A 22,291-nucleotide genomic window follows, 5' to 3' on the forward strand; every position below is an offset into this window, starting at 1 on the left:
ATAAGTCGGCGATCGAGGTCCGACCTCAGCCGATGGCCGGAGATTCCTGCTGCAGCCCCACCGCCCGCCGCAGGGCGGTGTCGAGGAGATGAGCCCGGCGCAGCTTGGTTTCCTCCACCGACGTTCCCAGCCGCTCGCGGACGTGATCGAACAGTTTCAGGAGATCGGCGCACCACACCGTCGGATTGTTGAAGCCCGTCCGCGATGCATAGCGATGCGGAAGATAGCCGCCGGCACACGTGTCGCGCTCGCGGCACGCGCGACAGCCGTCGGGCAGCGGCATGCCCTCGAACACCGCCGCACGATGGAATTCGCCGGCGTGCCGGACGTCCATGAAGTCGGACGTCCGCACATTCAGGCCGGTGCGCGCGGCGCCGTCGTAGCAGACCCGCAGCACATCCAGCCCTTCGATCTCGCCATCGGTGTTGACGAACAGGAAGGTCAGCGGCTGGTTGCCGAGCATGTCGATGCGGCTCTCCCCGCCCTGGACCAGCCAAGCGATGTTCCAGAAGATCTTGATCCGGAGATCCAGCGTGCCGTCCCGCCACCAATCCTCGAAGATCGGGATCAGGAAATCGGCACAGGGTGTCGGTCCATACCGGTCGCGAACCGCCGCGATGGTGTCGTGGGTGAAATCCGGCAGCAGATAGTCGATGGAGGCCGGGCCCAGGCTCGTCAGATGGCGATGCACCGCGGCACCGCTCGCCCCGAGCTGGATCACCGACAGGAAGCGCAGCGGAATCCCGGCGCGGCGCAGCACGGCAAGGCCCTGCTCGACATCGCGATAGGAGCCACGCCCGGCATGATCGACGCGCAGGGCATCATGCACCTCGGGGGTTCCGTCGATGCTGATCCCGAGATCGATGTCGAACCTCTTGATGATCTCGGCCCAGCCGTCGTCGAGCAGCGTGCCGTTGGTCTGCATGCAGAGCTGCACCCGCGCGACGCCCGCCAGCCCCTCCTTGATCTTCCGGCACCATGAGCTGAACCGCTCCTGCTTGACCAGGCACGGCTCGCCGCCATGAAAGGTGATCGTCAGATAGCTCTGACCTGTTGCCTGGCAATGGCGGCGGATGCGGTCGATCGCGATCTCGACGACCTCATCATCCATGATCGCGGGCCGCTCTCTCCACGTGCTGTCGCCCTTGTTGTAGACGTAGCAATAGGAGCAGTTCAGATTGCAGCGCGACGCGACCTTGAACACGAAGTGAAGATGGGGACCGTCGTTCATTGGTACGCAATCTCGGCGGTGCGATCGACGAAGATGCGGCCGTCCTCGGTCAGGAACGGCCGGGCACCGTCCAGTACGACCTGCGCCTCCTTGAGCTTGGTCAGCATATTGGCAAGCTCGGCCTGATACTCGGCTGATCCGCCGAACCCTTGCTTCTCGGCCTCACGATAGAAGGCGCAGATGTAGGCGATGGCGTGAAAGGCCAGCAGGATCCCGCGCAAGGGCCGCGGCTCCGGCCGCAACGGCGATGCGTAGCGCCCCTGGTGCTGCGGATCCACCAGGGGTCCCGACGCCTCCGCCATGAACAGATGCAGATGCGCGGATTCGTGGACGATGGCCTCCATCACCTGCATCAGGCCGCCGAACAGGTCGGCGTAAACCATCCCGGGCACATCGGCTTGCGACCCGCTGCGGAAATAGGATCGCTCGCTGCTGCGCAGGGGGATCAGGACCCGCGTCACATCGGACACCCAATTCACGCACTCAGGAAACTTCTTCGCGGCGGTCACGAGGATCTCGAGCGCGTTCGTCACCTCGCGCGTCATCCGGGCCTGCTCGTCGAACGAGAGATCGGTGTGCTCGGCCCAGGTGTCGGGAATCGGGAATCCGAGGGAGTGGCACCCCACGTCGACCGATATGTCGTACGGCCATTCCTTCATCGGGAGCAGCCCAACCAGCTCGTTCAGGTCATAGGCGCCGGCCTCGATCCGGTAGCCTCCGACCGGCGACCACAAGGTCAACGGCTCCGGCGTCGTCAGCGACGTGGATGGGGTCGGCGCATTCGCCGCCGTCCAGATCGCCACCTGCAGATCACGCTGCGGGCTCTTGTCATGCCCCTCATAGGTGATGGAGTTCATGCAGGGATGACGAAGCCAGTCCGCTTCACGCGCGTTGGCTTCGATGAGCGACGCCTTGAGCGGCTCGCAGTCGAGGCCGAGGCGATCCTCCGGCTGCCATCTCAGGATCCTGTCGTTGAATTTTTCATGCCAGGCAGATTTCGACGGTCGCCAGGTCCACGCGTCACTCATGATCGAGCATGCCTCCGGAAATACGCCAACGAAGCCGGCCGCAAGCTGTCCCGCCGTCAGACAGGACCGCAACCGATGCCGGAATCAAGAGCAGCTATCAGGAAAGGTCACGCTGATGACGGCGACCATTGCCCGTCATCCGCACCAGCGAGTCGCGGGCGGGCCCACGACACGTCACGTCGGAAAGATCCGACATCGCAGGCCCGCTTCGCTCCGTCTTAGCCGAACGATCGATCCATTCACCTGACCGATTTCGGCGCGCCCCCCGCCTGCGGCACGCTAAATTGACCCTTGAGGTCCTTCACCGCCCGTACCTGCGTGAGACGCTCCGCAAGAGCCCCCAACACCGCGGGATCGTTGGCGATTTCACGTTCCATCTCGTCCGGACGCTCCATCGCCGCAAGGCGGCTGAAGACGATGCCGCGCGAGAATGGATTGGTCTTGCTGAAGATCGCTCCACGCGAGAATGGAACGCCTTCTGCCATGATGTCGATCTTCAGAGACGCGCGTGCGATCTCTGAGTCGACTACGGATTTCAGCGCCAGATCGACCTTCTTGCGCATTTCCGCCGGATCGCGATCAGCCATTCCTATACTCCCAGTCGGTTGAGAACCGCCATCGTTCAGAAAGGAAATAGCAACGTCCCGGTACAAGCTCTGTGATCTCGCGCCCTGAACTCACAGAACCTGAAGCAATGTAGCTGTGCTAAGCACTTCGCTCAGGCTGTCCCAATTCGCCAGTCGTCGAAGCCAGAAAAAAACTAACATGAAGCTAGTTCTTTAACAATAGAGTAGTTTGTCAGATACACCTGTTGATTGCTCGAATGAGCGACGCACTGCGGTCGTCTCAGGCCGGCAGTGACCACGCGTGATGACGTCTTGCGCTCTCGGATGTCACCCGCCAGGCATATTGTCGCACCTCATTCCGCGGCAGCGCACATTCTCGCGTAGCTCATGAAGCTCGACGTGCATATGGAAAGCAAAAGGCCCGCGCTCATCGCACGGGCCCTGCCAGTCCACTTTCGTGCCTGATCGCGGCGGTGCCGCTGCACGCGGCCGCGAGCCTCACGCCGCCAGCGTATTCTCCACCACCTTGATGAAGAACGAGGTGCCGTAGACGATCGCCTCGTCATTGAAGTTGTAGGCGGGGTGATGCAGGCCGGCGCTGTCGCCATTGCCTACGAAGATGAAGGCGCCGGGGCGCGCCTCGAGCATGTAGGCGAAGTCCTCGCCGCCCATCATCGGCGGCATCTCGTGCACATTGGCGTCGCCCGCGACCTCCCTGGCGGCGCGGATCGCGATCTCGGTCTGCTCGGCGTGATTGATGACGACAGGATAGCCGCGTGCATAGTTCAGGTCGATCTTGGCGCCGGTCATCTGGGCGACGCCGGTCACGACCTCGCGCACGCGCTTCTCCATCAGCTCACGTACCTTCGGCGTCAGCGTCCGCACGGTGCCGCGCAGCACCGCGCTCTGCGGAATCACATTACGGGCATTGCCGGCGTGGAACTCGCAGATCGACAACACCGCGGCCTCCAGCGGGTCGACGCTGCGCGACACGATCTGCTGCAGCGCGGTGACAAGCTGGGCGCCGACCAGCAGGGAGTCGATGCAATTGTGCGGCTTGGCGGCATGACCGCCATGGCCCTCGATCGCGATGTCGACCGCATCGGTCGATGCCATCAGCGGGCCCTGGCGAATGGCAAACGCGCCGACCGGCAGGCCGGGCCCGTTGTGCATTCCGTAAACCTGGTCGATCTTGAAACGGTCGATCAGCCCGTCCTTGATCATCGCGTCCGCACCGCCACCGCCCTCCTCGGCGGGCTGGAAGATCACCGCGACCTCGCCGGCGAAGTTGCGGGTCTCGGCGAGATAGCGCGCGGCGCCGAGCAGCATCGCGGTGTGACCGTCGTGGCCGCAGGCATGCATCATGCCCGGGGTCTTCGAGGCATAGGGCAGCCCGGTCGCCTCCTCGATCGGCAGCGCGTCCATGTCGGCGCGCAGTCCGAGCACCTTCACCTCGCCGTGGCCGGGCTTGCGGCCCTTGATGACGCCGACCACGCCGGTCTTGCCGAGGCCCGTCACGACCTCATCGCAGCCGAACTCGCGCAGCCGCTCGGTGACGAAGGCCGCCGTCCGGTGCACGTCGTAGAGCAGCTCCGGATGCGAATGGATATCCCGCCTCCAGGCCTGGATATCGGGCTGCAGATCGGCGACGCGGTTGACGATGGGCATGGGGAATCTCGTAACTCCGGTGGGACTTTGCGCCTGTTTAGCATGCAAAAGCCGCACCGCCCAAGATAAGGGCTGCGCCCGCCTCATGGCTCGGTCAACCAGCCATGAACGTGGCGCTTGTCCGGCCCCGTCCGGGCTGACTAAAAGCTGGCAACGATGGGAAGGGAATGCCGATGCCGAGACAGCTCGAGGGGGATTACGATTATATCGTGGTGGGCGCCGGCACCGCCGGCTGCATCCTCGCCAACCGGCTGTCGGCCGATCCGAAGCGCCGCGTCCTGATTCTCGAGGCCGGCGGCAATGACAATTGGATCTGGTTCCATATTCCGGTCGGCTACCTCTTCGCGATCGGCAATCCGCGCTCGGACTGGATGTTTCGCACCGAGGCCGAGCCGGGGCTGAACGGCCGCTCGCTGGCCTACCCCCGCGGCAAGGTGATCGGCGGCTGCTCGGCGATCAATGCCATGATCTCGATGCGCGGCCAGGCCGCCGACTACGACCATTGGCGCCAGCTCGGCCTCTCCGGCTGGTCCTATTCCGACGTGCTGCCGGTGTTCAAACGGCTGGAGGATCATTTCCTCGGCGAAAGCGAGCATCACGGCACCGGCGGCGGCTGGCGCATCGAGGCGCCCCGGCTGTCCTGGGCGGTGCTGGACGCGGTCGGCGACGCCGCCGAGCAGATGGGCCTCCGCCGCATCCCCGACTTCAATACCGGCGACAATGAAGGCATCAGCTATTTCCACGTCAACCAGAAGCGCGGCCGGCGCTGGTCTTCCGCGCGGGGCTTCCTCAAGCCGGCGCTGAACCGGCCGAACCTGCGGCTCGAAACCAACGTCCTCGTCGACCGCCTGATCGTCGAGAACGGCCGCGCCGTCGGCGTGCGCTACCGGCAGAACGGCGAGACCATCGAGGCGCGCAGCAGGGGCGAGGTCATCCTCAGCGCCGGCTCGATCGGCTCGGTGCAGGTGCTGCAGCGCTCGGGCATCGGCCCTGCGGATTGGCTCGGCGAGCTCGGCATCGATGTCGTCCTCGACAGACCGGGCGTGGGACGCAACCTGCAGGACCATCTGCAGCAGCGCGCGATCTACAAGGTCACGGGCGTGAAGACGCTGAACGAGACGTACTACTCGCTGGCGCGGCGCGGCCTGATGGGGCTCGACTACGCGTTCCGGCGCCGCGGGCCGCTGACCATGGCGCCGTCGCAGCTCGGCATCTTCACGCGCTCGGATGCGACGCGCGACCGCGCCAACATCCAGTTCCACGTGCAGCCGCTGTCGCTCGACAAGTTCGGCGATCCCCTGCATCGCTTTCCCGCGATCACGGTCAGCGCCTGCAACCTGCGTCCGACCTCGCGCGGCACGGTCCGGATCAGGTCGGCGGGGATAGACGAGGCGCCATCGATCGCGCCGAACTACCTGGCAACCGAGGACGACCGCCAGGTGGCGGCCGACGCCATCCGCGTCACCCGCCGGCTGATGAAGCAGAATGCGCTCGCCGCCTACAGGCCGGAGGAATATCTGCCCGGCCCATCCGTCGGCGATGACGACGCGGCGCTGGCCAAGGCCGCCGGTGACATCGGCACGACGATCTTTCATCCGGTCGGCACGGCGAAGATGGGCTCCGCTGATGATCCGATGGCCGTGGTCGACGAGCGGCTGCGCTTTCGCGGCATCGAACGGCTGCGCGTCGCCGATGCCTCGATCATGCCGACCATCACGTCAGGCAACACCAACACGCCGACGGCGATGATCGCAGAGAAGGCGGCGTCGATGATCTTGGAGGATGGGCGCTAGGCGCTCACGTCCAACAACCACCGCTGCCGTCATTGCGAACGAAGCGGCGAAGCGAAGCGATCCAGAGCCCCGTCCCGACTCTGGATTGCTTCGTCGGCTTCGCTCGCAATGACACCATCAATGAACGGTGGCTTTTGACGTCAGAGAGGTTCAGCTTCAAATGATCCGCGCCACCAGCGGAACCCGGCGCAACAGTGCTGCGGCGAGCCAGCTCACCGACAGCGTGCCGATCAGCACGATCGCGAACTTCACTCCCGCCGGCCACGCCGGGTCGTAGACCAGATATTGCAGCCACAGCAGCGGCAGGAAGTGCAGCAGGTAGATGCCGTAGGCCGACGGCTGCAGGCGATCCATCAGCGCCAGCGGCGCCTTCGCCCAGCGCAGGAAGAAGGTCGGTACGCCGAACGCCATCGCGGCGCAGAAGCTCGCCACCGCCGCGCCATAGGCCGCGCGCCACCACCGTGGCGGGGAATCGAAATCGGCGATCCAGTTGTGATGCGCGTAGGCCAGCAACAGGATCGCGCCATAGCAGCCGTAGGAAAGACCGAACCAGATCCACCAGCGCCGCACCAGCGCGCCGTCGGCTGCGAACGGCCCCGTCCGCAGCCCGGCTGCGCCGATCGCGACGCCGCCGGCGAAGAAGGCCGGATAGAGCAGCACCCGGCTCGCCTGCAGCGGCAGCGGAAAATGTCCGGGCATGAACCAGAATCCGTCACCGAAGCCGAGATGCGGCGGCAGATAGACCAGGTTGGCGGTCACGAGGAAGATCAGGAAGCCAGTGAGCGGATAGTGCAGCAACGTCCCGGCCCAGCGCCCGAGTGCGCCGATCGCCTGCGGTGCCAGGACCCAGACGAACGCAGCCAGCATATCAAACCCCAGCAGCACGCCGAGAAACCAGGCCGAGCCGGACGGCCACGGCCCCTCGCTGATCATCCGCCACCACACCGCGCTGAACTGATCCTTCGCCACGTAGTAGCGGTAGTAGGCGATCGGCATGATCACGAAGATCGACATGATATAGGGCACACCGAGCCGCAGCGCACGGCGCCCGACATAGTCCGACGCGCCCCTGCCCGCCAGGCTTGCCGGCACGAACAGGCCGGAGATGAAGAACATGCACGACATGAAGTAGCTGTCGTTGAACAGCGCGACGAGATCGAATCCGAGCCAGTGCATGCGGTCGCCGCCCTGGCCGAAATCGGTGTAGTTGATGGCGGAGTGATAGAGCACGACCGAGAGCGTGATGAAGGTCCTGGCGCGGTCGAGCGGCACGATCCGATCGCGCGACGTCTCGGTTCGTTGCAGGGTTGGGGTCACGCGCTCATGCATCGACGTCGCATCCGGTCCATCAGCCGCCCCTCGGCGGCGCGCGCCGCTCATATCATTCGCCCGGCCCTGCGCCGACATCCTGCGTGACCGGGTGAGCCGTCGGCCATTGCCGCCATGATCACGAACACGTCATCGCGTTTCGATCGCGAGAAGCCGGGAATAAAACCGGGCCGCGACCGCTCTTCTCACCCGCAAGCCCGATGACGGGCAACGGGAGATGACGATGAGCCTTGGTGATCATGACGAGAACGGCGTCAGCCGCCGCAAGGTGCTGGAGTGCATGACATGGGCGGGCACGGGCGTGCTCTGGACGCTGTCGGGCGGCGTGCCACGTTCGCTCGGCCTGGTCGACGCGGCGCGGGCGGCCGAGCAGCCCGCGCCCGGCCTGACCTTCCTGCAGATCAGCGACAGCCATGTCGGCTTCGACAAGCCGGCCAATCCCAACGCGACCGGCACGCTCGAGGAGGCCGTCAACCGCATCAAGGCGATGCCGGTGAAGCCCGCCTTCATGATCCATACCGGCGACATCTCGCATCTGTCGAAGGCAGCCGAGTTCGACGATGCCGACCGCATCATCTCGCAGTCCAGGCTCGACGTGCACTACGTGCCGGGCGAGCACGACTTCCTCGACGAGGACGTCAAGCTCTACAAGGAGCGCTACGGCAAGGGCACGCGCGGTGCCGGCTGGTATTCGTTCGATGCCAACGGCGTGCACTTCGTCGGGCTCGTCAACGTGGTCGATCTCAAGGCCGGCGGGCTCGGCAATCTCGGCGCCGAGCAGCTCGCCTGGCTCGAGCAGGATCTCAAGGGCCGCTCGAAATCGACGCCGATCGTCGTGTTCGCGCACATCCCGCTGTGGACGGTGTATCCGCAATGGGGCTGGGGGACCGAGGATGGCGGGCGCGCGCTCGATACCCTGAAGGGCTTCGGCTCGGTGACGGTGCTGAACGGCCATATCCATCAGGTGATGCAGAAGGTTGAAGGCAACGTCACCTTCCATACCGCGCGCTCGACGGCCTTTCCGCAGCCGGCGCCGGGCACGGCGCCCTCGCCCGGCCCGATGAAGGTCGAGGACGCCAGGCTGCGCAGCCTGCTCGGCATCGCCAGCATCGACTTCAAGGTCGGTGACGAGCGCCTCGCGATCATCGACACGCCGCTTGCGGGCTGAGGGACGAAAACGCGATGATCCAGCCTGTTCTTCGCGGTGCCGGCTTGGCCGCCGTACTGCTTGTTTGCGCCGCGCCGCTGCGCGCCGAGACCATCAAGGTCACGATCGACAATTTCACCTTTACCCCGGCCGAAGTGACGGTGAAGGTCGGCGACACCGTCGCCTGGACCAACCACGACGACATTCCGCACACGGTGGTGTCGGCCGGGAAATACCGATCGAAAACGCTCGACACCGACGACAGCTTCTCCTTCACGTTCGCAGCCGCCGGCGACTACAAATATTTCTGTTCGCTGCATCCGCACATGACGGGGCTGGTCAAGGTTGAGTAGCATCGCGAACCAGGGCATGAGCATCGTCGGATGGGCCGGTCGGCGGCGTACCGCCGGCCGCGCCGTGCGACCGCGAACCGGGCCGGAGACCTCGCCGGTGACGACAGCCAGTGACGATCCCGAGAAGGCGCGACGCTTCCGCGAGGCGGCACTGCCGCATCTCGACGATGCCTACACGCTGGCGCGCTATCTGCTGCGCAACGCCGCCGACGCGGAAGACGCGGTGCAGGAATGCTACCTGCGCGCGCTGAAGCATTTCGACACCTATCGCGGCCCGGCGATGAAGCCATGGCTGTTCGCGATCCTGCGCAACGTCTGCCACGCCGAATTCGCGCGCCGGGCCGGCGCGCCGGTCAAGGCGCTCGATGACGCGCCGGAAGCGGCCGAGCAGCCCCCGCTGTGGCAGGAGAGCGCCGAGACGCCGGAAGGCGCCGTGTTGCGGGAACGTGATGCCTCGGCGATCCGCCGGCTGATCGACACGCTGGCCGAGCCGTTTCGCGAGACGTTCGTCATGCGCGAGGTCAACAATCTGTCCTATCGCGAGATCGCGGAGGCCGCCGGCGTGCCGGTCGGCACCGTGATGTCGCGTCTTGCCCGCGCCCGCGCGATGCTGCGCGCCGCCTGGCTCGCGCAGGAGGAGCCTTAAGCCATGACCTGCGATGAAGCCGAGATCCTGATCCACGCGCTGGCCGATGGCGAGCTCGATGCCGGCCACGCTCGTGAGGTCGAAGCCCATGTTGCGACCTGCCCGCGCTGCGCCGCGGAGCTTGCCGCGGTCAGGCAGATGAAGCAGATGCTCGCCGGCACCGACCTCGGCTACAGGGCGTCCCCTGCCTTGCGCCAGCGCATCGAAGCCGCCCTGCCGCCGGCCGATGCGGCCTCCATCATCCCGCTCGCTGCCGTGCCGCCGAGCCGCCGCACGCTGCTGCGAGGCTTCGCCCTGGGCTCGGCGGTGTCGGCGCTGGCCGCCACCGGCCTCGTCGCCATCGTGCTGCGCAATGACGACCAGCAGCGGATCGAGGCCGAGATCGTCTCGGCGCATCTGCGCTCGCTACAGGCCGGCCACCTCACCGACGTCATCTCGACCGACCAGCACACCGTCAAGCCCTGGTTCAACGGCAAGCTCGACGTCGCGCCGCCGGTGATCGATCTGACCGCGCAGGGCTTCACCCTCATCGGCGGGCGGCTCGATTACGTCGACGCACGCGCGATCGGCGCGGTGGTCTATCGCCGCCGCCAGCACGTGATCAATCTGTTCGTGGCGCAGACCTCGTCCACCGAGCGCCGCGCCGCACGGATGGACACGATCCAGGGCTTCAACATCCGCTCTTGGCGCGACCGCGGCCTGAGCTATTGGGCGGTCAGCGATATCGGCGCCGACGAACTCAACGAGTTCGGCGAGCGGTTCGAGCGCGCGATGGGTGCGAACAAGGAGGGGTGACGCGCTCTTGCGCTTCAGTCATTGCGAGCGAAGCGTGCCCACGGTCTGTCCGGAGACGAACTGAAACGGTGGGCACGGCGCCACGCGCCTTTGCCCACCCGATGCGAACATCACGCCGACTTGCGGATCGCGTTGTCGACCAGGGTCTTGCCGAGCGACCAGATCGCGCCGGGGACCTTGTGGCTCTGCGCGATGACGTCGTCGAAGGCGCGCTCGATCCAGGCGCAGTCCTCTTCGGTGATGGTCAGCGGCGGCAGCAGCTTGATCGTATGCAAGCCGTGGCCGGCGACCTGGGTCAGGATCTTGTGATCCTTGAACAGCGGCACCGTGATGAGCTGGCAGAACAGGCCCTTGTTGGCGCTCTCCAGCATGGTCCACGACGCCTTGAGGCGCAGCGATTTCGGCGGACCGAACTCGACGCCGATCATCAGTCCCTTGCCGCGCACTTCCTTGAGCAGCTCGTAGCCCGGCACCATCCGCGTCAGCGCCAGCCGCAGCTCGGCGCCGCGCTTGGCTGCGGCCTCCACCAGCTTCTCGGCCTTCATCACCTCGAGCGTGGCAATGCCGGCGGCCATCGCGAGGTCGTTCTTGGCGAAGGTCGAGCCGTGCACCACGGCGCGGTCCATGCGGTTGAAGATCTTGTCGAAGATCTGCTTGCGCGTCAGCAGCGCGCCGACCGGAACATGGCCCCCGGACAGCGCCTTCGACAGCAGCACCATGTCGGGTTCGACGTTCCAATGTTCCACCGCAAGGAACCGCCCGGTGCGGCCCATGCCGGTCTGGATCTCGTCGGCGATGAAGATGGTGCCGTATTTCTTGCAGAGCGCCGCGGCGCCGGGCAGGAACTCGTCGGAGGGCATGTTGACGCCCTTGCCCTGGATCGGCTCGACGATGAACGCTGCGATCTCGCGCGACGACAGCGCCTGCTCGAGCGCGGCGAGATCGTTGAAGGGGATCGCCGTGCAGCCCGGCAGCAGCGGCTCGAAGCCGTTGCGGAAGTTCGAATCATCGGTCAGCGACAGCGCGCCGTAGGTGAGACCGTGATAGGAGTGCCCGCAATAGACGATGCCGGGCCGGCCGGTCGCGCCACGCGCGAATTTGATCGCGGCTTCCACCGTCTCGGCGCCGGAATTGGCGAAGAACACCTTGTCCAGATACGGGACATATTCCAGCAGCCGCTCGGCAAGAACGCCCGCCAAGGTCGAGACGTCGAGCTGAACGAGATTCGGCAGATCGGTGTCGAGGACGCTTTTCAGCGCGGCACGCAGCGTCGGATGATTGCGGCCGATTGCAAAGACGCCAAAACCGCTGAGCAGGTCAAGATAACGGGCGCCATCACGATCGTAGAGATATTGCCCTTGTCCCTTCTGGAACCCAACATCATATCCAATCGTCTTTAGAACGCGGACAAGCTGCTCATTCAGATGCCGAGAGTGCATCGTGCTGCGCTGCGCTTGGCGCTCCACAAACATCTCGGAAACGTCTAGATTGGGTTTTAGCATCGGCTACATACTTCGGTTGATGGACGTGACGTCAACTGAAAACGCGCAATGCGGCGTTTTGCCCTCATTCGCACCATCAAAGCAAGCACGGGTTTCTGCCAATGTTGCATCGCCTTAGATATCTCATGTCGACGACACTAGCATACTCCGCAGTCGTGTTCGCAGCAGGAATTTCTTCCGCGCTCGCGGCCGACCCCACCGGCGACTGGCGGGTCGCCGACGGCGTCGCCAACATCCGAGTCGCACAATGTAATGGCAGCATGTGGGGCGTCGTGGCCTGGGAGAAGACCCCGGGCGGACGCGACAGCAACAACCCCGATCCGGCCCGCCAGAGCCGGCCGACGCTCGGCATGCCGATCCTGATCGACATGAAGAAGAAGCCCGGCGCAGACGCGTGGGAAGGCCAAGTCTACAACGCCAAGGATGGGCAGCTCTACAGCTCCACCATCACGCCGGTCGACCCCGATCACCTGGAGATCAAGGGCTGCGTGCTCGGCTTCCTGTGCGGCGGCGAGACCTGGACGCGGGTTGCTCCGCCGATCCCGTCGAGCCCCGTAAACAGCATGGCCAAAGGTACACAGAAACCAATCGCGCCGGCCCCTGCCCCGGCGGCCAAGACCACGACCGGCGTCGGCAGCGGCGCAACCGCATCGGCCAAGCCGGGACACAAGCCCGCGGACCAGGTCGGCGATATCTGCCTGCTGCCCGATATTGCGCGCGCCCGCTAGTTGGCGTCCGTCACCCGAACAAAAAAGCGGCCGAGAGATCGGCCGCTTTTTCTATTCGGTGATCAAGAGCCCTCTTGCTCCTTGATCTCGCGAGGCTTGCCCATCAGGGCCGGCTGGAACAGCAGCACGGCGGCGAGCGTGGTGACCAGCGACAGCGCCAGCAGCTTGCCCATGCTGGACGTGCCGGGATGGCTCGACAGCCACAAGCTGCCGAATGCGGTCGCCGTCGTCAGTGCGCTGAAGAAGATCGCCCGGGTCAGGCTGGTCTGGAGCAAATTGGTGCGGCCGCCGCGCCACGCCACCACGTAGTAGATCTTGAACGCGACGCCAATGCCAAGCAGGAGCGGCAGGGCGACGATGTTGGCGAAGTTCAGCGGCAGCTTGATCAGCACGCAGATCTCCAACGTCACGGCGCCTGCGACCAGCAGCGGCACGATCGTCATCAGCACGTCGGTGAAGCGCTTCAAGGTCACCCACAGCAGCAGGCTGATCACGACCAGCGAGTAGATGCCGGCGTGGATGAATGCCTTCACGATCGTGTCACCGGACTTCAGGATCGAGACCGGCCCGCCGATCGCGTTGGGCTCGGCCGTCAGGACGGCGTTGGCGAATCGCCTGAGATTGTCGTTGTCGTTCGGATCGCCCTTGGGCTGGGCCTCGACCCGAATCAGTCCGTCCTTGCTCTTCCACTGCGACACCAGTTCCGGCGGCAGGTTCGCGAGGCTGACCGGCTGCGCCTGCAGGGTGGCGCTGAGCTGCGTCAGCGTGATCTTCCACGGCTCGACGAACACCGCCTGTGCCTTGTTGCGAACCGCCTCGCTCGCGCCCGCGAGCCTGGCAAGCGCATCTGCGAGCCGCCGCGACGCGACCGCGCCCGGCCCACTGCTCTCGCCCGCGGTGCGCCGGAGATTGTCGACGGTCGAGTTCAGGGCGTCGACATTCTCCTTGTCGCTCGGCGCCGCATCGACCTGATCCGGATTGAGCGCAGGCCCCAGCACCTTCGCGCCCTGCGCGATCAGCTTCAGCTTGGCCGGCTGGTCCTCGGGAACGAAGCTGTCGAGCGACATCACGCGCGCCACTTCGGGGAGCTTCTCGAGCTTGGCCTCGATCGCCTTGGCCTCGGTCTCGGAGCGCGTCAGCACGTCGATCGCGTTGGCGCCCGTGTTCGGATCCTTTCGCAGGTCGAGATAGGTCGCGATCGACTCGGCGCGCGGATTGCGCAGGTTCATCGGGTTGAAGTCGAACTTCATGTAGTAGAGCAGCGGCAGGCCGGCGACGACCAGACCGAGCGTGCCGACGATGATCGGCACGCGGTGCTTCTCCAGGAAATGATCGACCGGCGCCAGGAAGGCATAGCCGACCGGCTCCTTCTCGCCAGGCGGATTGAGAATCCTCAGCAGCGCCGGCAGCACCGTGATCGACGACAGGAACGCGATGATCATGCCGGCGCCGGCGATGGCGCCGAGCTCGGAGATGCCCTTGTAGTCGGTCGGCAGGAAGCACAGGAAGCCGGCAGCCGTTGCCATCGCCGCGAGCGACAGCGGCACCGCGGAGCGGCGCGCGGCTTCCGCCAGCGCCTCCGGCAGATTGTCGTTCTTGAATCGCTCGGAGCGGTAGCGCACGCTGAACTGGATGCCGAAATCGACGCCCAGGCCGATGAACAGCACGGCGAACGCAACCGACAGCAGATTGAGCGAGCCGACCATCATCAGGCCGACGGCCGTGGTGAGGGCGAGGCCGATGAACAGGTTGATGAACACGGCCGAGATGATCTTGGCCGAATGCAGCGCCAGCCACAGGATGATCAGCACGACGACCACGGTGCCGATGCCGTTGACGACGGCGCCCTCCTGCACGGTGGCGTATTCCTCGTTGGCGATCGGCACCGGACCGGTCAGCCGCACGCGCGCGTGAAAGCGGTTGGGGAAATCGAGCTCGGCCGCGGCCTGCCGGATCGCATCGGTGGCGGCCTTGCCGGGCTCCAGGGCCTGGTAGTCGAGGATCGGCTTGAACTGGATGAAGGCGCGCTTGTCGCTGTCTTCGAGCGGCTTGTCGGAGATCAGCTGGCGCCAGGAAAAGGTCGCATCGCCCTTGTCGAGCACGGTCTCCACCGTCTGGGAGATGTAGTCGAACGGCCGTGCGGCATTGTCGAGCTTGACCTGGCCGCGCTTGACGCCGGCAAGGCCGGTCTCCAGCGCACCGGTCAGGCCGCGGATCGAGGGGTCCCCGGCCATGATCTCGACGAGCGGCGCTGCCGCCGCGAACTGGTCCGTGAGCTGCTTGACCTCCTCGGTCGGCAGGAACAGCAGGCCGTTCCTGGCGAAGAACTCGCCGCCGCCGAGCAACTCGACCGATGAGAAGTTCGCGGTGTCGCCCTTGAGCTTCTTGGCGAGCGCATCGGCCGCCACACCTGTCATCTCGGGCGTCGCCGCTTCGACCACCGCCAGGATCATCCGATCGCGATCGAAGGCCTGCTCATATTGCTGGTCGCGCTTGCGCCAGTCGAGATCAGGCGAAATCAGCTTGTTGATGTCGGTATTGATCGAGAAATGACGCGCCGTATAGAAGCCCGCACCTACGGAGAGCAGCAGGGCCGCAATCAATGTCGGCCAGGCAAACCGGGTGCAGGCCTTGACGATCGAGACGACAAACGTGGTCAGCACTTCGTGACTTTCTAATGTTTAGAGAGCTGGGCGGAAACGTCCGCTTCATGGCGGAGTTCCCCGATCAGGGCGAGCCCCGGACGCACACATCCTGAGCGGCGCCCCGACCCGGCCTGGCCCAACCTTGAAGACGAGGGTGGTCCGTCGACGGCGGATCAGGTCGAACGATGCACGGAACCGTCGGGGCGGCTGATATAGCGGCTGTTCTCGGCGGTAAAGTGACGAACGAGTGAGAGCATAACCAACTCAATTGATTGATCTAATTTATAATTACCAAATTACCGGTGGCCTATCGCGGGCTGTGTGCGACGTGTCACATGCGAGCCGCTTGCAGAACGGCTTTCTTCTTCGCTCGATTTTTGACACAAAGCCCTGCGTTTCCATCCGTGTGGCGGGCCATTGGGCATTCGCTGGTGCGATTATTGCAACCCTGTCGCACGCACGGAGGTGCCAGGTCGAAAGTGAGGCAACGTGGCTGGACGTCCAATGCAGGTGTATCTCGCGCAGCCGCGCGGTTTTTGTGCTGGAGTCGTGCGTGCGATCGAGATCGTGGAGCGCGCGCTGGAGAAGTATGGCCCGCCGGTCTATGTGCGTCATGAGATCGTCCACAACAAGCACGTGGTCGAGAGCCTGAAGGCCAAGGGCGCCATCTTCGTCGAGGACCTCTCCGAGGTCCCCCCGCGCGCCGTCACCGTGTTCAGCGCCCACGGCGTCGCCCGGACGGTGGAAGAGGAAGCGGCCGCCCGCGGGCTGCCGGTGCTCAATGCCACCTGCCCGCTGGTGACGAAGGTCCACAACCAGGGCAAGCGCTACATGTCCAAAGGCCGTACCCTGGTACTTATCGGCCATGCCGGCCACCCGGAGGTCGAGGGAACCATGGGCCAGGTTCCCGGCCCGGTCCACCTGGTGCAGAACGTGGCCGATGTGGCCACCCTGCCCCTGCCGGTCGATACCCCGCTGGCCTATATTACCCAGACCACGCTCAGCGTGGACGACACCAAGGACATCATTTTAGCCCTTCAAGCCCGCTTTACAGACCTTCAAGGTCCCGATATCCGGGATATCTGCTATGCGACACAGAACCGGCAATCTGCGGTAAGGGACTTAAGCAAGCTGGTGGACGTCATCCTGGTGGTGGGCGCCGCCAACAGCTCCAACTCGAACAGACTGCGCGAGATCGGCACCGAGGCCGGGGTCGCAAGCTATCTGATCGCTGATGGCAGCGAGCTCGATCCGGTTTGGCTGAAGGATGCCAAGGCCGTCGGCATCACCGCCGGCGCCTCGGCTCCCGAAGTTCTCGTCGACGACGTCATCGAAGCCCTGCGGCGCATCGGACCGGTCGAGGTCGCGGTGGTCCCGGGGCGGGAAGAAAACATCGAATTCCGCCTGCCGGCCGAATTGGTCGCGGGCTGATCGGTCCTCGTTTGGTCCAGAAAGAAGAGACGTAATGGCAATCCCCTTCCATAAGGAACTGCGTATCGGGGCCTATCTGATGAAGCAGAAGCTTCTCGGCCGGAAACGCTATCCGCTCGTGCTGATGCTGGAGCCGCTGTTCCGCTGCAACCTGGCGTGCGCCGGCTGCGGCAAGATCGACTATCCCGACGCGATCCTCAACCGCCGCATGAGCGCGCAGGAGTGCTGGGACGCGGCCGACGAGTGCGGCGCGCCGATGGTCGCGATCCCCGGCGGCGAGCCGCTGATCCACAAGGAGATCGGCGAGATCGTGCGCGGCCTGGTCGCCCGCAAGAAGTTCGTCTCGCTCTGCACCAACGCGCTGCTGCTGGAGAAGAAGCTCGACCTGTTCGAGCCGTCGCCATATTTGTTCTTCTCGGTGCACCTCGACGGCCTGCGCGAGCATCACGACAAGGCGGTGTCGCAGAAGGGCGTGTTCGACCGCGCCGTCTCCGCGATCAAGGCCGCCAAGGCGCGCGGCTTCACCGTCAACGTCAACGCCACGGTGTTCGACGGCCATCCCGCCGAGGAGATCGCCAAGTTCCTGGACTTCACGACCGAGCTCGGCGTCGGCGTGACCATGTCGCCCGGCTATGCCTATGAGCGCGCGCCGGACCAGGAGCACTTCCTCAACCGCACCAAGACCAAGCAGCTGTTCCGCGACGTCTTCAAGCTCGGCAAGGGCAAGAAGTGGAATTTCATGCATTCCGGTCTGTTCCTCGACTTCCTGGCCGGCAACCAGGAGTTCGAGTGCACCCCCTGGGGCATGCCTGCGCGCAACATCTTCGGCTGGCAGAAGCCCTGCTATCTGCTCGGCGAAGGCTACACCAAGACCTTCAAGGAGCTGATGGAGACCACCGACTGGGACTCCTACGGCACCGGCAAGTACGAGAAGTGTGCCGACTGCATGGCGCATTGCGGCTACGAGGCGACCGCCGCCAATGCGGCGTTGACCAACCCGATCAAGGCGATGTTCGTGTCGCTGCGCGGCATCAAGACCGAAGGCCCGATGGCGCCGGAGATCGACCTCTCCAAGCAGCGCCCGGCGCAGTACGTGTTCTCGTCGGAGGTGCAGAAGCGCCTCTCCGAGATCCGTCACGACGAGGCGATCGAGGCGCAGCAGAAGGCCTCGACGGCCGCCTGATCTTCACGGCTCTGATCAATCAAAAGGCCGCCGAGTGATCGGCGGCCTTTTTCATTGAACTGATCTGTGGATCGGGATGGACGCTACGCTCCGCGATGAGCAAACGGCTCACGCCTCGGCAGCGGCCAGCGTCTCGGTCTCGAGGAAATGCTCAGCCGCCAGCATGCCGCTCAGCAGCAGGTCGCGGGCGCCGCGCAGCGAGCGCAGGGCGCGATTGAACTCGATGCCCGTCGACACCAGGCCGCGCAGCACGGCCGGATTGCGGGCGACGCCGCGCAGGATCATCGGCAGGTCGATGTCGCCGTTGGGCTTGATGGCGTCCTTGGCAAGCGACGGGAGGGTGCGATGGGCGGGATCGGAGATCACCCGCAGCGCCGCGAACGGCAGCCCGTACTCGGCGGCATAGGCAGCGGCGATGTGGCTCTCCATGTCGACCGCGGCCGCGCCGGTCTTCATGCGCAGCGCCGCCTTGCGGGCCTGGGCCACCACCACCTCTTCGGCCCCGGCGAGCACGCCGCGCACAACGCGGCGCTTCTTCAGGGCGGCGCGGGCGATGTGCTCCTCGCGCAGCGACAGGCCCGACAGCCAGCGGGCATCGCCGGCGGTCACTTCGGTGGCGACGACGATGTCACCGGCCTTGAGGCTCGGATCGAGACCGCCGGCCACGCCGAAGCTGACGACGCCGCGGATCGAGGTCGGATCGAACACGGTGAGCAGCGAGCGCAACTGCCTGGGGTCGCTCGAGCTGCAGATCACCATCATGCCGGGCCCGGCAGCAATCCGGGCCTCCTGCACCAAGCCCGTCACGACCAAGACCGGCCGCGAATCAATCGGGCGATCCGCGGACGTGTCGTCCCCCATCCCCAACTTCACAATCCGACCCCTGACACCTTCTCGGACGTCGCGTGATCCGACGTCTCCGTCTCTTGTTCCAAAGCCTCAGCCACGGCGGCGCCAGAGCGGAAAGGCCTTAACAAACCGAGGATTACGCAGAAAAAATCCGCGAGGAAACCCCGTTTGCGCCGCACTGCACCCGCACCTGATGCGTTTTTTGCCCGGTGTTGCCATTTGGCCCCGCCGATCCCTGTTCCGTCCTGGAACAGATTGCGCCGGTGCCACCGGGCGTGGAACTTTAAGCAAGAACTACGCCACGAAAATGTGAGACTCACGGCAAGCGGCATGACGGCGCGGCCAGATTCGGCCGCCCCTGCGCCGGTCAGCCGTGCCCGAGCAGGAGATTCGCAGCGCGGTCGCCGGAGCGCACCGAGCCTTCGATGGTTGCCGGCAGGCCGGTATCGGTCCAGTCCCCCGCCAGAGCGAGATTGCCGAACGCCGTCTTCGCTCCCGGTCGGAGCGCGTTCTGCTCGGGCGTCGCCTCGAAGGTGGCGCGACGCTCGCGCACGATCTGCCACGGCGGCAGCTCGGCCGTGATGCCGGCGGCCTTGCAGACGTCGGCCCAGATCGCGGCGGCGAGCTCCTCGCGCGGCATGTCGACGAGGCGATCGCCATTGCTGATGGTGACCGAGAGCCGCTGCGGGAAGGCGAACAGCCACTCGACCAGGCCGCCGACAACCCCGAGCAGAGCTGGTGCATCGCGCGGCGGCGTGATGCGGAAATGGGCATTGACGATGGCACGATATTTCGTCGGCCCCGTGAGCCCCGGCAGCAGGGCCATCGCCGGCCGCGGCGGCACGGCGAGCACCACAACGTCGGAAGGACCGAGCGCGATGGTTTCATCGCCGCCGAACCTGAGCCCGGTGACGCGACCACCCGCATCATCGAGGCCGCGCAGCTCGCGGCCGATCCGCACGCTGCCGCCCTTGCCTTCCAGAAATTTCACGGCCGGATCGATCAGCACGCCCGACAGGCCGTCGCGCGCGATCAACGGCCGGCAGGCCTGGCCGCCGGCGAGCAAGGTCTCGCGGACGATGGCGCCGGCCAGCCCCGCCGACCCCTCCGGCGGATCGCAGTTGAGCGCCGCAAGCAGCAGCGGCTGCACCAGACGATCATACAGCGTACCCTTGCAGGGGATCGTGCTGCCGATCGTCCTGGACGTACCGGCCCAGATCAGCGGCGACAGCGCGAGATAGTCGCCGAGCTTGGTATCCGGCACGCGGCGGCCCTCGTCGAACACCCACAGCGGCAGCCGGCCGTTGCCGAGATCGAGCAGCCAGCGCTGGCCGCTCCGGATGTCGACGAAGGCGAACTCTGCCTTCGCCGGCCCCACGAGCCCCGCCTCCGAGCCGATCGCGCGGGCATAGGCCAACACGTGATGATTGGCCGACAGCAGCAGATGGTTGCCGTTGTCGATCACCAGGTCGGTCGCGGCGTCGTAATAGGACCGGCAGCGGCCGCCGAGCTGCTGCGTCGCCTCGTGGACATGGACGATGTAGCCCGCATTGGCGAGCCGCACGCCGGCGGAAAGGCCGGACACGCCGGCGCCGATGATGTGAGCTGTCTTGTGCATCAGATGATTGCGTAACGAAGGATGATGCCGATCTTCGTGAGCTTGCTCACGCGGACAGGCTCGCGCGGCAGCGCGAAGCCTCGTTCGAGCAAGAGGTCGAACACGGCACGATAATATTTTGACATGATCCGCGGCGCCCGCACGGCGCGCCGGCGATTTCGCCGCATGATCTCGTCGGCCTTCTCGAAATGCGTCTTGGCCCTGACCGCAACCGAGTTGCAGACCTTGGGCAGCGCGCGCTCCTGCGTGACCTTGACCGGATCGTCGCCGGTGATGCCGGCGAACAGCAGCGCCTCGCGCGGCAGATAGAGCCGGCCGATGCCGGCATCCTCGTCGATGTCGCGCAGGATGTTGGTGAGCTGCAGCGCGCGGCCGAGATGGTGCGCGAGCAGGATGCCGTCCTCCTCGGGCATGCCGAAGATGCGCACCGAGAGGCGGCCGACCGCGCTCGCCACGCGGTCGCAATAAAGGTCGAGCGTCGCGAGATCCGGCGCGCGGATCTCCTGCGGCACGTCCATCTCCATGCCGTCGATGATGGCGAGGAAGTCCTCGCGCTTCAGCCCGAAGGTCTTCACCGAGCTGACATAGTCGCGCAGCCGCGGCGGCGGGTTGCCCTGGTACAGCGCGTCGATGTCGTCGCGCCATTTCTGCAGCGCCGCCAGCCGCTCGGGCCGCGGGCCGTCGGAATCGGCGATGTCGTCGACCTCGCGGCAGAAGCTGTAGACTTGGAACATCGCATCGCGCTGGGCGCGCGGCAGGATGCGCATGGCGGCATAGAACGAGCTGCCGGAGGCTGCCGTGCCGTGATCGATATTGTCTGCGGTTGCCTCGAGGGTCATGCGCCGGCTGCCGATTTGGTGACAGGATGACGCCCGGCCACGCGGCGGCCGATCTCGCCCATGACCGACGTGAAGGTGAGGCCGAGCATGCCGACGGGCGACAGGTGCACGCGCTCGCTCAGCGGATCGCGCACCTTCAGCAACGCCACGATGCGGTCGGCGAAAGCCTGGATCACTGCGATCTCCAGTCCGAAGCGGAAATCCTTGACGCCGCTGTTGAGGTCCCTGCCCTCATCGAGCAGCGCCGCGTTGCGCACCGCGAGCTTCTGCAGGCAGGCCAGCAGAGGCGGCGGCGACTTGGCCTCGCCGAGCATCTCGACGGTCGCGCCGGCTTCCGCCAGCGCATCGCGCGGCAGATACACGCGGTTGAGCGCCTTGTAGTCCTTGCCGCAGTCCTGCAAATGGTTGTTGATCTGCAGGCCCGCACAGATCGCGTCCGAGGCCGGCCAGGTCGCGGTGGACTCGCCGTGCACGTCGAGCATGAAGCGGCCGACCGGCATCGCCGAGTAGCGGCAGTAGTGGATGACCTCGTCCCAGTTCTCGTAGCGCAGCTTGGTCACGTCCATCCGGAAGGCGACCAGCAGATCGAGCGCGTGCCGAGGCGGCATGCCGCGCTCGGCGAGCGCCCGGCGCAGGCTGACGGCGACGTCCTGGGTTTCGCCAGTCCCGGTCAGCTCGGCTTCGAGCAGATCGAGCAGCCGCAGCTTCTCGTCGCCCGGCAGGCTCGGATGGTCGGCGATGTCGTCGGCGGTGCGCACGAAATTGTAGAAGGCGAGGATCAGCCCCCGGTGCTCGGGACGGATGATCCACGACGCCACCGGAAAGTTCTCGTCCCGGTGTGTCTTGCCGGATCGCAAATCGCTCGCGGTGGTCATGGACGAAACAGCTATCAGGTTGAAAGGGCGCTACCGAAAACAATGCCCGCCGCTTCGCTCATGCG

At 65.5% G+C, this 22,291-nt stretch carries 19 protein-coding genes; 8 read left to right on the top strand and 11 right to left on the bottom strand.

All coding sequences use genetic code 11. The annotated features are described in order from the left end of the window. Positions 1-25: 25 nt before the first annotated feature. From ACQR0W_RS01640 to ACQR0W_RS01655, 4 genes are all read right to left on the bottom strand, one after another. Positions 26-1,231 (bottom strand): radical SAM protein, encoded by a 1,206-nt coding sequence (locus ACQR0W_RS01640; RefSeq protein WP_316170547.1) that lies wholly within the window; start codon positions 1,229-1,231, stop codon positions 26-28. Further along, positions 1,228-2,259 (bottom strand): aKG-HExxH-type peptide beta-hydroxylase, encoded by a 1,032-nt coding sequence (locus ACQR0W_RS01645; RefSeq protein ID WP_316170548.1) that lies wholly within the window; start codon positions 2,257-2,259, stop codon positions 1,228-1,230. Before ACQR0W_RS01645 ends, ACQR0W_RS01640 begins: the two co-directional genes overlap by 4 nt. A 239-nt stretch (positions 2,260-2,498) precedes the next feature. Continuing rightward, complete coding sequence (locus ACQR0W_RS01650) at positions 2,499-2,846, bottom strand: hypothetical protein (protein WP_315714878.1); 348 nt, start codon at positions 2,844-2,846, stop codon at positions 2,499-2,501. 477 nt (positions 2,847-3,323) lie between these two features. Next, positions 3,324-4,493 (bottom strand): M20 aminoacylase family protein, encoded by a 1,170-nt coding sequence (locus tag ACQR0W_RS01655; protein ID WP_316170549.1) that lies wholly within the window; start codon positions 4,491-4,493, stop codon positions 3,324-3,326. 173 nt (positions 4,494-4,666) lie between these two features. Here ACQR0W_RS01655 and ACQR0W_RS01660 point away from each other — a divergent pair, with 173 nt between their 5' ends. Further along, entirely contained in the window at positions 4,667-6,286 is a 1,620-nt protein-coding gene (locus ACQR0W_RS01660; RefSeq protein WP_316170550.1) for a GMC family oxidoreductase, read from the top strand. Between the two features lie 156 nt (positions 6,287-6,442). Here ACQR0W_RS01660 and ACQR0W_RS01665 read toward each other — a convergent pair whose 3' ends face one another. Beyond that, a complete protein-coding gene (locus tag ACQR0W_RS01665) occupies positions 6,443-7,603 on the bottom strand; it encodes an acyltransferase family protein (protein WP_316170551.1) in 1,161 nt (386 codons plus the stop codon). A gap of 235 nt (positions 7,604-7,838) precedes the next feature. Here ACQR0W_RS01665 and ACQR0W_RS01670 point away from each other — a divergent pair, with 235 nt between their 5' ends. The 4 genes from ACQR0W_RS01670 to ACQR0W_RS01685 all read left to right on the top strand — a co-directional run bounded on the left by ACQR0W_RS01670 (position 7,839) and on the right by ACQR0W_RS01685 (position 10,556). After that, on the top strand, positions 7,839-8,783 hold the full coding sequence (locus tag ACQR0W_RS01670) for a metallophosphoesterase family protein (RefSeq protein WP_316186842.1): 945 nt from the start codon (positions 7,839-7,841) through the stop codon (positions 8,781-8,783). 14 nt (positions 8,784-8,797) lie between these two features. Continuing rightward, the gene (locus ACQR0W_RS01675) at positions 8,798-9,115 is read left to right on the top strand and encodes a cupredoxin domain-containing protein (protein WP_316170553.1); all 318 of its coding nucleotides are present in this window, start codon (positions 8,798-8,800) and stop codon (positions 9,113-9,115) included. 97 nt (positions 9,116-9,212) lie between these two features. Next, complete coding sequence (locus tag ACQR0W_RS01680; protein ID WP_316170554.1) at positions 9,213-9,761, top strand: sigma-70 family RNA polymerase sigma factor; 549 nt, start codon at positions 9,213-9,215, stop codon at positions 9,759-9,761. 3 nt (positions 9,762-9,764) lie between these two features. Beyond that, positions 9,765-10,556 carry an anti-sigma factor family protein gene (locus tag ACQR0W_RS01685; RefSeq protein WP_316170555.1) on the top strand — a complete coding sequence of 264 codons (792 nt, stop codon included), beginning with the start codon at positions 9,765-9,767 and terminating at the stop codon, positions 10,554-10,556. 110 nt (positions 10,557-10,666) lie between these two features. Here ACQR0W_RS01685 and hpnO read toward each other — a convergent pair whose 3' ends face one another. After that, on the bottom strand, positions 10,667-12,058 hold the full coding sequence (gene hpnO / locus ACQR0W_RS01690) for an aminobacteriohopanetriol synthase HpnO (RefSeq protein WP_315714885.1): 1,392 nt from the start codon (positions 12,056-12,058) through the stop codon (positions 10,667-10,669). A gap of 101 nt (positions 12,059-12,159) precedes the next feature. Here hpnO and ACQR0W_RS01695 point away from each other — a divergent pair, with 101 nt between their 5' ends. Continuing rightward, positions 12,160-12,786, top strand: a complete 627-nt coding sequence (locus ACQR0W_RS01695; RefSeq protein ID WP_409977889.1) for a DUF2147 domain-containing protein — start codon at positions 12,160-12,162, stop codon at positions 12,784-12,786. A gap of 62 nt (positions 12,787-12,848) precedes the next feature. On the opposite strand, the gene ACQR0W_RS01700 is transcribed toward ACQR0W_RS01695, so the two are convergent. Continuing rightward, positions 12,849-15,449 (bottom strand): MMPL family transporter, encoded by a 2,601-nt coding sequence (locus tag ACQR0W_RS01700; protein WP_316170556.1) that lies wholly within the window; start codon positions 15,447-15,449, stop codon positions 12,849-12,851. A 486-nt stretch (positions 15,450-15,935) separates the two neighbouring features. Here ACQR0W_RS01700 and ispH point away from each other — a divergent pair, with 486 nt between their 5' ends. Both ispH and hpnH read left to right on the top strand, forming a co-directional pair. Beyond that, positions 15,936-16,862, top strand: coding sequence for a 4-hydroxy-3-methylbut-2-enyl diphosphate reductase (gene ispH, locus ACQR0W_RS01705; RefSeq protein ID WP_315749245.1), 927 nt, complete (start codon positions 15,936-15,938; stop codon positions 16,860-16,862). 34 nt (positions 16,863-16,896) lie between these two features. Beyond that, entirely contained in the window at positions 16,897-18,045 is a 1,149-nt protein-coding gene (hpnH, locus tag ACQR0W_RS01710; protein WP_315714889.1) for an adenosyl-hopene transferase HpnH, read from the top strand. Between the two features lie 108 nt (positions 18,046-18,153). Here hpnH and ACQR0W_RS01715 read toward each other — a convergent pair whose 3' ends face one another. The 4 genes from ACQR0W_RS01715 to hpnC all read right to left on the bottom strand — a co-directional run bounded on the left by ACQR0W_RS01715 (position 18,154) and on the right by hpnC (position 22,226). Then, positions 18,154-18,918 (bottom strand): phosphorylase, encoded by a 765-nt coding sequence (locus tag ACQR0W_RS01715; RefSeq protein ID WP_409977888.1) that lies wholly within the window; start codon positions 18,916-18,918, stop codon positions 18,154-18,156. A 343-nt stretch (positions 18,919-19,261) separates the two neighbouring features. Further along, on the bottom strand, positions 19,262-20,512 hold the full coding sequence (gene hpnE / locus ACQR0W_RS01720; RefSeq protein ID WP_316170557.1) for a hydroxysqualene dehydroxylase HpnE: 1,251 nt from the start codon (positions 20,510-20,512) through the stop codon (positions 19,262-19,264). Further along, positions 20,512-21,351 carry a presqualene diphosphate synthase HpnD gene (gene hpnD / locus ACQR0W_RS01725; RefSeq protein ID WP_316170558.1) on the bottom strand — a complete coding sequence of 280 codons (840 nt, stop codon included), beginning with the start codon at positions 21,349-21,351 and terminating at the stop codon, positions 20,512-20,514. The genes hpnE and hpnD overlap by 1 nt, the downstream gene beginning before the upstream one ends. Next, positions 21,348-22,226 (bottom strand): squalene synthase HpnC, encoded by an 879-nt coding sequence (gene hpnC / locus ACQR0W_RS01730; protein WP_315826343.1) that lies wholly within the window; start codon positions 22,224-22,226, stop codon positions 21,348-21,350. Before hpnC ends, hpnD begins: the two co-directional genes overlap by 4 nt. Positions 22,227-22,291 lie beyond the last annotated feature (65 nt).

It is taken from the genome of Bradyrhizobium sp. HKCCYLRH1034 (assembly GCF_051168375.1).
Lineage (GTDB): Bacteria > Pseudomonadota > Alphaproteobacteria > Rhizobiales > Xanthobacteraceae > Bradyrhizobium.

Excerpts from the sequence above, each read along its gene's own strand:
- ACQR0W_RS01650 (WP_315714878.1), bottom strand. The coding sequence starts at position 2,846 with ATGGCTGATCGCGATCCGGCGGAAATGCGCAAGAAGGTCGATCTGGCG.
- ACQR0W_RS01695 (WP_409977889.1), top strand. The coding sequence starts at position 12,160 with ATGTTGCATCGCCTTAGATATCTCATGTCGACGACACTAGCATACTCC.
- ACQR0W_RS01640 (WP_316170547.1), bottom strand. The coding sequence starts at position 1,231 with ATGAACGACGGTCCCCATCTTCACTTCGTGTTCAAGGTCGCGTCGCGC.
- ACQR0W_RS01670 (WP_316186842.1), top strand. The coding sequence starts at position 7,839 with ATGAGCCTTGGTGATCATGACGAGAACGGCGTCAGCCGCCGCAAGGTG.
- ACQR0W_RS01645 (WP_316170548.1), bottom strand. The coding sequence starts at position 2,259 with ATGAGTGACGCGTGGACCTGGCGACCGTCGAAATCTGCCTGGCATGAA.
- hpnD (WP_316170558.1), bottom strand. The coding sequence starts at position 21,351 with ATGACCCTCGAGGCAACCGCAGACAATATCGATCACGGCACGGCAGCC.
- ispH (WP_315749245.1), top strand. The coding sequence starts at position 15,936 with ATGCAGGTGTATCTCGCGCAGCCGCGCGGTTTTTGTGCTGGAGTCGTG.
- ACQR0W_RS01675 (WP_316170553.1), top strand. The coding sequence starts at position 8,798 with ATGATCCAGCCTGTTCTTCGCGGTGCCGGCTTGGCCGCCGTACTGCTT.
- hpnH (WP_315714889.1), top strand. The coding sequence starts at position 16,897 with ATGGCAATCCCCTTCCATAAGGAACTGCGTATCGGGGCCTATCTGATG.
- hpnE (WP_316170557.1), bottom strand. The coding sequence starts at position 20,512 with ATGCACAAGACAGCTCACATCATCGGCGCCGGCGTGTCCGGCCTTTCC.
- hpnC (WP_315826343.1), bottom strand. The coding sequence starts at position 22,226 with ATGACCACCGCGAGCGATTTGCGATCCGGCAAGACACACCGGGACGAG.
- ACQR0W_RS01655 (WP_316170549.1), bottom strand. The coding sequence starts at position 4,493 with ATGCCCATCGTCAACCGCGTCGCCGATCTGCAGCCCGATATCCAGGCC.
- ACQR0W_RS01685 (WP_316170555.1), top strand. The coding sequence starts at position 9,765 with ATGACCTGCGATGAAGCCGAGATCCTGATCCACGCGCTGGCCGATGGC.
- ACQR0W_RS01660 (WP_316170550.1), top strand. The coding sequence starts at position 4,667 with ATGCCGAGACAGCTCGAGGGGGATTACGATTATATCGTGGTGGGCGCC.
- hpnO (WP_315714885.1), bottom strand. The coding sequence starts at position 12,058 with ATGCTAAAACCCAATCTAGACGTTTCCGAGATGTTTGTGGAGCGCCAA.